11 protein-coding genes and 1 pseudogene are annotated in these 11,741 nt (G+C 63.7%); 9 read left to right on the forward strand and 3 right to left on the reverse strand.

Annotation, left to right across the window (positions count from 1 at the left end; all coding sequences use genetic code 11):
- Window positions 1-43: 43 nt before the first annotated feature.
- Window positions 44-292: a WhiB family transcriptional regulator gene (locus YO9_RS0112335; protein WP_019309413.1), complete on the reverse strand. Its 249-nt coding sequence runs from the start codon at window positions 290-292 to the stop codon at window positions 44-46.
- Between the two features lie 298 nt (window positions 293-590).
- Here YO9_RS0112335 and YO9_RS0112340 point away from each other — a divergent pair, with 298 nt between their 5' ends.
- Both YO9_RS0112340 and YO9_RS18480 read left to right on the forward strand, forming a co-directional pair.
- Complete coding sequence (locus tag YO9_RS0112340; protein WP_016997770.1) at window positions 591-812, forward strand: hypothetical protein; 222 nt, start codon at window positions 591-593, stop codon at window positions 810-812.
- A 31-nt stretch (window positions 813-843) separates the two neighbouring features.
- Entirely contained in the window at window positions 844-1,008 is a 165-nt protein-coding gene (locus YO9_RS18480; protein ID WP_016997771.1) for a hypothetical protein, read from the forward strand.
- Between the two features lie 172 nt (window positions 1,009-1,180).
- Here the strand turns inward: YO9_RS18480 and YO9_RS0112350 are convergent, their stop codons facing one another.
- Both YO9_RS0112350 and YO9_RS18485 read right to left on the reverse strand, forming a co-directional pair.
- Window positions 1,181-4,075 carry an FtsK/SpoIIIE domain-containing protein gene (locus YO9_RS0112350; RefSeq protein WP_223286512.1) on the reverse strand — a complete coding sequence of 965 codons (2,895 nt, stop codon included), beginning with the start codon at window positions 4,073-4,075 and terminating at the stop codon, window positions 1,181-1,183.
- A gap of 131 nt (window positions 4,076-4,206) precedes the next feature.
- The gene (locus YO9_RS18485) at window positions 4,207-5,073 is read right to left on the reverse strand and encodes a hypothetical protein (protein ID WP_223286513.1); all 867 of its coding nucleotides are present in this window, start codon (window positions 5,071-5,073) and stop codon (window positions 4,207-4,209) included.
- Window positions 5,074-5,277: 204 nt separating this feature from the next.
- On the opposite strand from YO9_RS18485, the gene YO9_RS0112365 reads away from it, so the two are divergent.
- The 7 genes and pseudogenes from YO9_RS0112365 (at window position 5,278) to YO9_RS0112385 (ending at window position 11,698) form a co-directional block, all read left to right on the forward strand.
- A complete protein-coding gene (locus YO9_RS0112365; protein ID WP_223286514.1) occupies window positions 5,278-6,213 on the forward strand; it encodes a glycosyltransferase in 936 nt (311 codons plus the stop codon).
- Window positions 6,210-6,464, forward strand: a complete 255-nt coding sequence (locus YO9_RS18490; RefSeq protein ID WP_016997772.1) for a hypothetical protein — start codon at window positions 6,210-6,212, stop codon at window positions 6,462-6,464. Before YO9_RS0112365 ends, YO9_RS18490 begins: the two co-directional genes overlap by 4 nt.
- 104 nt (window positions 6,465-6,568) lie before the next feature.
- The gene (gene glf, locus YO9_RS0112370) at window positions 6,569-7,756 is read left to right on the forward strand and encodes a UDP-galactopyranose mutase (protein WP_016997773.1); all 1,188 of its coding nucleotides are present in this window, start codon (window positions 6,569-6,571) and stop codon (window positions 7,754-7,756) included.
- A complete protein-coding gene (locus YO9_RS20950; protein ID WP_317259828.1) occupies window positions 7,753-8,976 on the forward strand; it encodes a glycosyltransferase in 1,224 nt (407 codons plus the stop codon). The genes glf and YO9_RS20950 overlap by 4 nt, the downstream gene beginning before the upstream one ends.
- Window positions 8,867-9,772 carry a glycosyltransferase gene (locus YO9_RS20955; protein WP_317259829.1) on the forward strand — a complete coding sequence of 302 codons (906 nt, stop codon included), beginning with the start codon at window positions 8,867-8,869 and terminating at the stop codon, window positions 9,770-9,772. Before YO9_RS20950 ends, YO9_RS20955 begins: the two co-directional genes overlap by 110 nt.
- A gap of 109 nt (window positions 9,773-9,881) precedes the next feature.
- Window positions 9,882-10,747: pseudogene (locus tag YO9_RS0112380) on the forward strand (ABC transporter permease).
- 6 nt (window positions 10,748-10,753) lie between these two features.
- Window positions 10,754-11,698 carry an ABC transporter ATP-binding protein gene (locus YO9_RS0112385; RefSeq protein WP_031273229.1) on the forward strand — a complete coding sequence of 315 codons (945 nt, stop codon included), beginning with the start codon at window positions 10,754-10,756 and terminating at the stop codon, window positions 11,696-11,698.
- The last annotated feature ends 43 nt before the right edge of the window (window positions 11,699-11,741 follow it).

Below are 11,741 nucleotides of genomic sequence, written 5' to 3' on the forward strand. Positions count from 1 at the left end.
ACGGTCGCGGGGGCTCTGTCCAAATAAATCTGAGCTGGAATCCTCAGGAAGCGCGGCGTGCGCGAGCGGCACGGCGCTTGAGGGCGCGGCGCTCGTCTTCACTCATACCGCCCCACACTCCGGCGTCCTGGCCGGATTCGAGGGCCCACTGCAGGCAGGTGTCCATGACCTCGCACGTGCGGCACACGGCTTTGGCCTCTTCGATCTGCAACAGAGCGGGGCCGGTGTTACCAACGGGGAAAAATAGTTCTGGGTCCTTCTCGAGGCATGCTGCGCGACTACGCCAATCCATGATCTGCGGCGACGCTCCTTTCACAAAATAGGGTGTGCACGAAAACACGGCATCACCATCGAGCGCAGGCTGAGCGCGACAGGAGAGTGTTCGGGGGGAGTACACACAGAAAAGGCCCGCGGTGGCCGGGCCTCAAAAGATGATCTGTCCAGTACTTTCTCACGTGAACAACTCGTGAACAAGGGTCTGAGCGGTATATCACACCGAAAGTTTTCCCAAATCAACCGACTGATCATGACCTTCCGTGAACGACATTAGAGTTGAGGGTGCCCGGCTCGTCCTCATGAAAGGCCCATCCATGGTCCCCGCCTCCCAGCAGAAGTCTCCAGATCGCCCGTGGACGGTATGGGTGATCTGCGCGATCGTTGGCCTGGAGGCTCTGGCCCTTGCCTACGTGGGGGTCCGGTTCGTGATTTCGCTGTTCTCCGAGCACCTGATTCCCACGGCGGGCATCATTTTCGGTGCGGTGGTGATGTTGGCTGCTGCCGCGTGGCTGGGCTCCGCGGCGTGGGCACGGTGAAGGGCGCCGGTGGCCGCGAGCGGCCATTCTGGTGTCCCAGGCCTTCTTGGTGATCGTGGGCATCTCGCTGACCCAGGTCGGTGCTCGCGCCATTGGCGTGGCCTGCGTGGCGGCCGCGATCATCACGCTCATGGCGCTTTTCAACCGTCCCACGGCGCAGTGGATGGTGGAGTCCGCGCGTCAGCCGTCCCGCTGAGCTACGCATCCCGCTGAGGAGTCTGAACCAGCTCGGGCACACCTCGATGGATCCAGTACCCCGCCCGGGGGCCCGCCCACGGGCATACCGGTCAAGGACGCTCCGAACAGATCGCCGTCGAACGCTTTTCTGGGCCGCAGCAGCAAGGTGTCGGCCGCGTGCCGCCACTGCATCAGTGGTGGAAAGAGCGCTGGCAAGCCGTCGCTGAGCCGCAGCGCCACGACCAGTCGCAGGTCTTTTCGGACGACGACGCCGCTCGTTCCGACCCTGGTTGCCACAGCGCACCCAGGCGTTGGACCACCTGGGCGCCGAGTGAATCGGCGTCGTCGATGATCAGGGTCGTGTCGGGACCGGCCCCGGACAACAGACGCTCCACCTCGTCCGCAGACTCGGGGTGACAGCGAAGCACGGCTCCGGGCGACAGCGACGTCTCCACAGAATCCAGGAACGTGCTGCGCCCCGAGCGTGAAGGCCCCACGACCAACAGCGTGGAACTCGGGCCCCAATCGCTCGAGACGGGGAAATGCTCGGTGCTCAGGCCCACCAGAAGTCCCGGTCCGCGGTCATTCGTTACGGACCAGCACCCGGGGAGCGATCGATAGCGCGGCCAGATGCTCGTGTCCGGGTCGGCTGCCCCGGCGTGTGCTCGTTCGGTACGGACAGGGTCCCCGCTGGGAGCCGGAACCTGGATGACCGTGTGGGCGCCCTGGGAGCGCTGCGCCGGCACGGGAGAGCATCTGTCCGCAGCCGCACCCTGCAGGACACCGCGGAGTGGGAAAGGCCTGACCGCGGGTAGCTTGGGCCACTGCAGCAGAGATTCGGGAGTTTGATCGGCCGGAAAGTAAACACGAGACCGACCCACGGACGACGCCCGCCCCACCGACAACGAACGTTCACCGGCCAGAACCACGGCCACACCGTTCTGGGAACCCGACGTGGCCAGGGAGATCAGATCGTCCTCGAGGTGCGCCCACGGCCCCGCCCGTAGGAGGGTGCAGCAGCGATCCCAATCCTCGACCATGAGCACCGCTGTCTCGTGCGGGCAATGGTGGTCAGCAGTGGACCGGGACAGGAAATGCTGGGACCCTCGGGTCAGGCATTCGAGGAGTGCCTTGATGCCCCAGGCGTCCTGAGCGGTGGCCGTGCCGTGGAGCAGACCGGCATCCGACCAGCTTCGGGTGGGTCCTTCGACCCCGGGGGTGGTCGTGATGACGTACAGCGCGGGGCCTGAACGGCTACTCGCGAACTGCTCCGCGATGGACAGCAACGCACGTGAGGTGTGCAGCGGCTGACCAATGAGAAACAGCGTGCCGTCCGTCTGCGGCGTCCAGCTGGCTCGACCGGTCCAGTGCTCCGACGAATTTTCTGCGGGGCCCAGGTCCACGTCACCGCGCTCGCAGACGAGCTGCAACGCTGTCTCCGGCAGAGGGACCGGCACGGGTTTCACGGTGGAGTGAGCAATGGTGGGGGAGTTCCCCATCGGCGAGAAGAATTGCGCCGCTCCATCCTCGTGCCGATAGGCCTCCGCAATCTCAGTCACCACCCTCAGGACCCCGGTCTCAACACCGGAAACATCCTCCGGCCCGCCGGAGGGGCGGAGCGAATGCTCACCCCCGGGCAGCCTGATGCGCACTTCGTCGGCCGGAGGAGCGGCGCAGCTCGTGAGAATTGCCGTCTGAACTTCCACGGGCGCCCCGTGGCCGGCATCGACGAAGGCCCGGCCCGGCGTCGTCGACGAAATCCCAGCGGCAGCGGCCGAGCCGATGACGTCCGCGGAATCCTGCTCCGCCCGCACCCGCAGACACACGGCCTGGCTGACGTTGGCCCGAACGTCCGCGGGGATGGCCCCTTGCGGTCGCTGCGTGGCTAGGACCAGATGAATCCCCAGGGAGCGGCCCACGGTGGCGATCTTGGCCAGCTCGTCACCGGCGGTCGAGAAGGCGTCCACGAGCATCTTGACCTCGTCGACCACGACCACGAGTTCCCGAAAGATCAGGGGCTCAGCGGAGGGCGCGGTGCTCAGGAGCCGCTGAAAGTCGGAGACGCCCAGGCCGGCCAGGAGGCGTTCACGGCGTCGTAGTTCGGCGCGCAGAAATTCCAAGGCTCGCCGGACATCCTCGGGTGCCAGATCGGTCAGGAGCGTGGACCGGTGAGGCAGGTCGGACAGCGGAGACAGTGCGGCACCGCCCTTGAAATCAACGAACAGGAACTCGAGCCGTTCCGGTGAGTATCGACAGGCCAGAGAGGCCACCAATGTTCGGAGAACCTCGGACTTCCCACAGCCGGTGGTCCCGGCGATCAGCAGGTGGGGGTGTTCGTCACTGAGCGGCAGACATTCCACGCCGTGCCGCGACAGCCCGATTGCCGCCTCGAGTCTCGGTAACCGGGCGGTCGCACGCCACAGATCCGGAATCGCGCTCGCCTGTGGAAGAACCAGATCGGTGCCCACGGACTGTGGCAGTCCCGAGACGTCCCGCAATGACGGGATCGCGGACTGCACGCGTGACCACTGCTGCATCGCCGGAGCGAACACCGCGGAGCTGACGGTGTCCACCCGAAGCCCCATCCGGTCCCGACCGGCGGTCGGATCCAAGCCCGGCACTGCCCCCTGAACGTCACAGCTCAGCACGATGGAGGAATCCCACGACAGGACGGCGCTCGCGCCACTCCCACCGGACGCATCACCGGCCACCGACACGACAAGGCGCACGCGGTCCTCCACCGACGTGATTGAAGCGGCCGTCTGTGCCGAGTACACCTCCACGGCAGGGCCGGTCACCGACCGGTGCTGAGGGAAGCTCACGACCCGAAGGGCAGGGAGTAGCGGGGCTCGCCATCCGACTTCCGGGTCCACGATGACCTGGTGTATCGCCGAGGGTCCGGTCAGTAACTGCACGGCCACTGCGTTGATCACGTCCGCGCGATGGCGCGACGGCACGATCAGTTCCAGGTGGTGTACTTGCGACAGGTTGAGCAGCACAGGTGCCAGCCGGTGCTCGGCCGGAACGGCAGCGGGTCCATCGCCCAGGTGCACCGCCGCCGTGCGTTCGGCCTCGCCCAGGCGCACCCATCGCTCGACTCTCTCGACCGCGGAGGTCGACGGTCTGTGGGCGGGAATAGCGAGGGACGCACCGGAATCCAACGTTCGCAAGCGACCCACCACCTCCGCCGCCGACGGCGCTGCCTCCCCGCAACGTCTCAGGTCCCGTTCCAGCGCGGCCGCCACACGGCTCGTTCCCGAGTTCTCGCGGCGCGTCCGACACTCCAACTCACCACCGCGACGATTGCGCCCAGAGCGCTGAAGAGCATGAAGAACCACATGCCCGTGACCACGGTGATCACCACGCCCAAGATCAGGGGGAGCAATCCCATGAGCAAACCCATGCGAGCGCCCTGCCCCGACGCACGGTGAACCGTGATGATGTGCGCCGGGCTGTCGTCGCCTGTGAGCGGTGCTGGCCATGAGACCCGGCGTCGAGCGGAGGTGACATCGGAGGGCATCGTCAGTTGCAGCCAGGAACTCCGGCAGCGCAGCCGGTCACCCTCGCGCAATGGAACGGGTCCGGGCTTGATGTGCACGTCGGAATGATCCATCACGATCTCCGTCGCATCATCGGTGCCGGCCAACGGAGTCAGCTCGGGAATCCCATTCACCGATTCCAGGAACTGTGATCCGCGGGTGATGACCAGTTCAGTGCCACACGCAACTCCGGACACGACCGTGAGCTTGGGGCAGTTGATGTGGCGTTCGGCGTCACGACCCGACCGTTCAAGGTGCGGAGGACCCACGTGGTGGTCTGTCGGGAACCACGTCGGAGTCTCACGGGGCGACGGGCCTGGAAAAGGTCGACTCGAATGCAGCACGATCGTGGCCCCGTCCACCAACGGAAACTCGCCAAACCGGAGCGCACCAATATCGATGCCCTCCACGGTCAGGTCCGCTTCCGCTCCGAGAAACGCACAGAGTTCCCGGGCCACGCTGCTCCCAGCGGTGCCCGGTGTGGCATCGATAGCCACCCGGTGCTCCCGAGACTCGGTGGCACCGGCCCATCGCAGGCCGACCATGATTTCCATGGGCCTCAGCACAGCACGCCACGTGATCACCACCCGGACCCATCGACCAACGTGTGGAGCGGTCCGGAAGGCCCCGTGCGGCGTCGTCGTTGTGGAGCGCGCGCCCCGTGCGGGTGGGAAAATCTCGGGAAATTACCGGATGACAGCGGTGGACAGGCAGGTCACCGACCCGGAGTACGTGAGACAGTGGAGCCTATGAGACCCCGGAAGGTTGTCATTGTCAGTCGGATTTTCACGCCGGAACCGGCGGCGGCGTCGTTCAGGTTGCGCGCCCTGGCCAGGGGATTCGCCGCTGAAGGCGCGGACGTCACCGTGCTCACCACGCGCCCTCCGCGCGGCATGGCCGAAACGACCGCGGACGAACCGTACGCCGTGGTGCGCGTACCGGTGCTGCGCGACGAGTACGACTACGTGCGCGGCATTCCCCAGTACTTGAGTTTTGATATCCAGGCTTTTGCGCGGTTGCTCTTCATGGACGCTGACATCGTAGTCAGCGAGCCCCCGCCCACCACGGGGCTGGCCGTGTGGGCCTCGAGTCTGCTGCGGCGTCGGCCGTATATCTGGTACAACCCGGACGTGTGGACCGCGGCGACCATCACCATGGACGTTCCGCGGATCGTCACCGCACTCATGCGCGTGGCCGAGACCGTTTCGGCACGCTGCGCGGGCGGCGTGATTACCGTGTCGGAGGCCATGGGTGCGGAGCTCGCGAAGGTCACCGGTGTGAAGCGCAACAAAATGATCGTGGCGGAAAACGGGATCGACACCGAGATCTTCACCCCGGACGGCCCGTCCGAAGAACTCGCCGAACCGTATTTCGTGTATGCCGGCTCCATGTCCGAATGGCAGGGAGCGGACGTGTTCATCCACGCGCTCGCCGAGATTCTCGACGAGCACCCGGACGTAAAAATCCACTTCCTGGGCCGAGGCTCGGATGTGGAACGCATGGAACGGGTGGCTCGCGAGGTCGCCCGAACAACGTGGTTTTCGACGGCGTCCAGCCACCCGAACGCACCGCCTCGTTCACCCGCGGCGCAGTTTCGGCGCTCGCCTCGATCGTGCCCGGCCAGGGTTATGACTTCTCCAAGCCCACCAAGCTTTACGCCGCGGCCGCGTGCGGCACGCCCGTGATCTACGCCGGCGCCAAGGGCGTGGCCGCGGACTTGGTCACCGAGAACGGCTTGGGCCGCGCCGTCGGCCACGATGCAACCGAAGTCGCAGCGGCAATGCGGGCAGCCATGGAGCCCGCCGGCTTGCATGATCGCGATACGGGCATACGACGCCGCTCGGACTGGGCCCGCGCCCACGCGTCCTTGGGCGCCTCCGGTCGTGCTGCTGCGACATGGGTGCTCAGCGGATTCGTTCGGAACCAATCACGGTGACGGTCCACACAGCGTCAAGAAGGTACTGAACCGGCGGAGTCCGGTAGCTTAGGGCAAGATGTCTTGACCCTCACCGGGTCGTGAAGATGGTAGGGAGTAAACACGTGAACACTGATTTGGTGGTCGTGGGTTCGGGTCTGTTCGGTTTGACCGTGGCAGAACGAGCCGCCAGGGAATTGGGATTGAAGGTCACCATGATTGACCGCCGATCCCACCTGGGCGGAAACGCGTACAGCGAGAACGAGGAACGCACCGGGATCGAGGTGCACCGCTACGGCGCGCACCTGTTCCACACATCCAACGAGCGTGTGTGGGAGTACGTGAACCGGTTCACCGCGTTCACCAACTACGTGCACCGGGTGTACACCCGCCACAACGGCGAAGTGTTCCCCATGCCCATCAACCTGGGCACCATCAACCAGTTCTTCCGCTCGGCCTACTCGCCGGGTGAGGCGCGGGACCTGATTCGTGAACAGGCCGGCGAGCTGGCGGGAACCGACCCGCAGAACCTCAACGATAAGGGCATTCAGCTGATCGGCCGCCCCTTGTACGAGGCGTTCATCAAGCACTACACCGGCAAGCAGTGGCAGACGGATCCCAAGGACCTGCCCGCGTCCATCATTTCGCGTCTGCCGGTGCGCTACACCTACGACAACCGGTACTTCAACGACACCCACGAGGGTCTGCCGGTGGACGGTTACACCGCGTGGCTGGAACGTATGGCGGACCACCCGAACATCGACGTTCGTTTGGAGACCGACTTCTTCGACGATTCACAGGAGTTCTCCAAGTCCAACGTGGTGGGTCAGGTTCCGGTCATCTACACCGGCCCGGTGGATCGCTACTTCGACTACACCGAGGGCGACCTCTCCTGGCGCACCATTGACCTGGAGGAGGAAGTCCTGGACATCGAGGACTTCCAGGGCACCTCGGTCATGAACTACCCGGATCCGGACGTACCCTTCACCCGCATCCACGAGTTCCGTCACTTCCACCCGGAGCGTGACTACACCAAGGACGCCACCGTGATCATGCGTGAGTTCTCCCGCTTCGCGGAAAAGGGTGACGAGCCCTACTATCCGGTGAACACCGCTACGGACCGCGAAAAGCTGCTGGCCTACCGTGATCTGGCCAAGGGCGAGAAGTCTGTGCTGTTCGGCGGCCGCCTGGGCACCTACAAGTACCTGGACATGCACATGGCCATTGGCGCCGCGCTGTCCATGGTGGACAACAAAATTGCACCGCACTTCACGTCCGGTGCACAGCTGAACAGCGGAGGCGTTGACGAGTGAGCGAGCAGACCCCACAGGACACAGCGGCTCGGTCGGGGGAGAGCCAGGAGTACCTGGCCAAAATCACCAATGAGCCGACCAACGGTAAAGACCTGCGCGAAGTTGCGCGCGTGGTTTTCCCCGCCAACAAGGACCTGGACTCCTTGCCGCTCTACATTGACGGACCCATCAACGTGGAGGGCCCTTCCTCTGCGGGTTCGGACACTGCGTCGCAGCACCCGGATGACATCATTTCTCGCAGGTCTGCTCGGATTCGCCCCGGTAAGCGAGTCTCCTTCGGTTCCTACTTCAACGCCTTCCCTGCCAGCTACTGGCGTCGGTGGACCGTGGCGGATTCCGTGGTCCTGCGCGTCAAAACCACCGGTGCGGGCTCGCTGATCGTTTACCGTTCCAACGCGCGCGGCGTGGCCCAGCGCGTTGAGGACCGCCGAGTCGAGGGGACTGACACCCACGAATTCGAGCTGACGCTGGCGCCCTTCGGTGACGGCGGTTGGTACTGGTTCGATCTCATCTCGGACGACGAGGGCATGATCCTAGACGAGGCCAGTTGGCTGGTTCCTTCGGGCGATCGCCATGTAGGCCGCGTGACATTGGGTGTTACCACGTTCAACCGGCCTGACTACTGCGTCAACACGATCAAGACCATTGCCGCGGCCCAGGAATTGGACGCGGTTCTGGACGAACTGATCATTGTGGACCAGGGCAACAAGCTGGTCTCGGACGAGGTTGACTTCGCCGAGGCCGAGTCCGCAATGAATGGCAAGCTGCGCGTCATTCGCCAGGGCAACATGGGTGGCTCGGGCGGTTTTGCCCGCAACATGTACGAGGTACTCCAGGGGCGTGAGACGCCTCAGGGCGTGGAGAAGTCCGACTACGTGATCATCTTGGACGACGACATCCTCCTCGAGACCGAGGGTGTGCTGCGTGCGGCGGCGTTCGCCGACATGTGCCACACGCCGTCCATCATCGGCGGTCACATGTTCGACATGTACAACAAGCCGTTGCTCAACGCCTATGCAGAAGTTGTGAACCCCTATCGCTTCCTGTGGGGCCATCGACGGCCTGGGCGGAGTGGACTTCGCCGAGCGCGGTCTGCGTTCGCGGCCCAGGCTGCACCGCCGCTGGGATGCCGACTACAACGGCTGGTGGATGTGCCTGATTCCCCGTGTGGTCATGGAGGACATTGGGCTGTCCCTGCCCGTGTTCATCAAGTGGGATGATTCCGAATACTCGTTGCGAGCCAAGGAAGCCGGTTACCCCACCATTTCGCTTCCCGGTGCGGCCGTGTGGCACGTTTCGTGGGCTGACAAGGACGACGCCGTGGACTGGCAAGCCTACTTCCACGAGCGCAATCGCCTGATCGCTGCTCTCCTGCACTCTCCCTACTCCAAGGGCGGGCGGATGTTGCGTGAGTCCATCACCACGGATACCAAGCACGTGGTGTCCATGCAGTACTACCCGGCGAAGTCCGTGTTGTTGGCTATTCAGGACGTCCTGGCCGGGCCGGACGGACTCCATGAGATGCTGCCCACCCGGATGCCCGAGATTCGCGCCATGAAGGACGATTACTCGGACGCCCGTGTGGTGAAGGATCCGGCCGACCTCCCGCCGGTGCGCCGTAAGAAGCCTCCCAAGACCATGGAAGCTCCCAAGGCTCCCACCAAGCCGCAGCTCATTCCGTGGGCCGTGCGCACCGTCTTGAAGCAGACGCTGCGTCCGGTGCGGGACATGGCCAAGGAGAACCCCGAAGCCAATGTTGCCCACATGGACGGTCACTGGTCCTACCTGGCCACCCTGGATTCCGCGATCGTCTCCAATGCGGACGGTACGGGTGCCTCGTGGTACCGCCGTGACCCGGCGCAGGTGCGCGAACTGATGACCGAGAGCATCAAGCTGCACGCGGAGCTCTTTGCACAGTGGGAGTCGCTGAGCAAGCAGTACCGCGCTGCGCTTCCGGACATCACGTCACCGGAAGCCTGGGCGCGTACTTTTGCCGAGAACGGCCCCAAGAAGTAATTTTGCTCCATGCGCGACGCCGCACGTGTACGTTCGTTCGCGTGCGGCGTCGTCTTGTATCCGGTGATGCCCAAGAGGGTGCATCACGAGGAAAGGATGGCAACCCCGTATGAAAGCTCCCGTTTCGCATTTGAGGCCCCCGGGAAAAGATCGCGGGCTGCGGGACGTCTTGGAGAATCGGTTTCTGCTGAGGCTGATTGTCGACAAGGAAATCCAGATCCGCTACCGGGGAACCGTGCTGGGACTGCTCTGGTCCTATCTCAAGCCCGGGGTGCAGTTCCTGGTGTTCTACATTGCCATGGGCGTGTTCCTGGAACTCAACCGCGGTATTGAAAACTTCGCCGTGTATCTGTTCTCCGGAATCGTGGTGATGAACCTGTTCGGAGAGGTTTTCGGCAACGCCTCACGGTCGATCGTGGCCAACGGTGGCTTGCTGAAGAAGATCTATCTGCCAGACAGCTATTTCCCGTCTCCAACCTGTTGGTGGCGTTCGTGCACTTTGTGCCGCAGCTGGCGATTCTCTTGATCGCCTGTTTTGCCACGGGGTGGCGGCCCGACCTGAAGCAATTGCTGGCCGTGCTGGTGGGGACGTTCATCATTGCCCTGTTCGCCCTGGGCCTGGGCATGCTCTTCACCACCTTCAACGTGTTCTTCAGGGACGCTGAGAACATCGTGGACCTGATCATCATGGTGTCCACCTGGGCCTCGCCCGTGCTCTACATGTGGACCATGGTCCGGGACAAGCTGTGGGACTGGGTGTACTTCGTGTACATGCTCAACCCGTTGACGGTGGCGGTGGAACTGTTCCACTACGGTTTCTGGTTCCCCACCACGGACACGCCACAGATCTGGCACGTGCCGCCGCACCTGCTGACGATGTGGACGCCGCTGGCCATTGTGGTCAGTTTGCTCATCTTCTTCGTTGGTGACCGTTTGTTCCGTGCCCAAGAGGGCAACTTCGCGCAGGAGCTGTAAATCATCGTGTCCAGTACTGCTAGCAAAACCGTTAAGGGACGTACCGAAGCGGATCTCGCGATCCGTGTGCAGAACATGAGCAAAGAGTTCGTGCTGCGCCACACCCGGTCCATGAAGGAAGCCTTCGTGTGGCTGGTCAAGGGCCGCAAGGGTGACCTCACCGCCAAGTTCAAGGCACTCAATGACGTCTCGTTCGACATCTATGACGGCGAGACCGTGGCGCTGTTGGGATTCAACGGCTCTGGCAAGTCCACGTCCCTCAAGATGATTTCCGGCGTGATGAATCCCGATTCCGGCACCATTCTTACTCGCGAAAAGGTCGCGGGTTTGATTGAGGTCGGCGCGGGTTTCCACCCGGACCTCACCGGTCGTGACAACGTGTACCTCAACGGGGCCATTCTGGGGATGACCAAAGCGGAGATTGACGAGAAGTTCGACGACATCGTGGAATTCTCCGAGATTGCCGAGTTCATCGACACCGAGGTAAAGTTCTACAGCTCGGGCATGTACCTGCGGCTGGCCTTCTCCGTGGCCGTCCACACGGATCCCGAGGTCTTCCTCGTGGACGAGATCCTGTCCGTGGGTGACGAGCCGTTCCAGAAGAAGTGCATCGGGCGCATCAAGGACCTGGTCCGCCGCGGCAAGACCCTGGTGGTGGTCAGTCACGACCTGAATCTGGTCATGGACATCTGCGAACGCGGAATCGTGATGGACCACGGGAATAAGGTCTTTGACGGGTCCGTGTACGGCGCGGTGGGCCACATGCGACGCCAGCCCGAGGACGAGGTCAAGCGCGAGCACGAGGAGAATCTCGCGCGAATGATCGAGGACAAGAAGCGGCACCGTGAGCGTGAGGCCACAGAAGCAGCCGAACGTGGCGAGGAGTTCAAGCCTCAGTACGACCCCGATCTGGATGGGCCGCTCACCGAGGAGGACGCGACGTCCTCCTAACCTGAGAACACATGACGACGGCGCTGCGAGACTTGGTCTCGCA

This window comes from Kocuria atrinae C3-8, from assembly GCF_000286355.1.
Taxonomy (GTDB): Bacteria; Actinomycetota; Actinomycetes; order Actinomycetales; family Micrococcaceae; genus Kocuria; species Kocuria atrinae_A.

Excerpts from the sequence above, each read along its gene's own strand:
- YO9_RS0112365 (WP_223286514.1), top strand. The coding sequence starts at position 5,278 with ATGAGACCCCGGAAGGTTGTCATTGTCAGTCGGATTTTCACGCCGGAA.
- YO9_RS0112335 (WP_019309413.1), bottom strand. The coding sequence starts at position 292 with ATGGATTGGCGTAGTCGCGCAGCATGCCTCGAGAAGGACCCAGAACTA.
- YO9_RS18485 (WP_223286513.1), bottom strand. The coding sequence starts at position 5,073 with ATGGTCGGCCTGCGATGGGCCGGTGCCACCGAGTCTCGGGAGCACCGG.
- YO9_RS0112340 (WP_016997770.1), top strand. The coding sequence starts at position 591 with ATGGTCCCCGCCTCCCAGCAGAAGTCTCCAGATCGCCCGTGGACGGTA.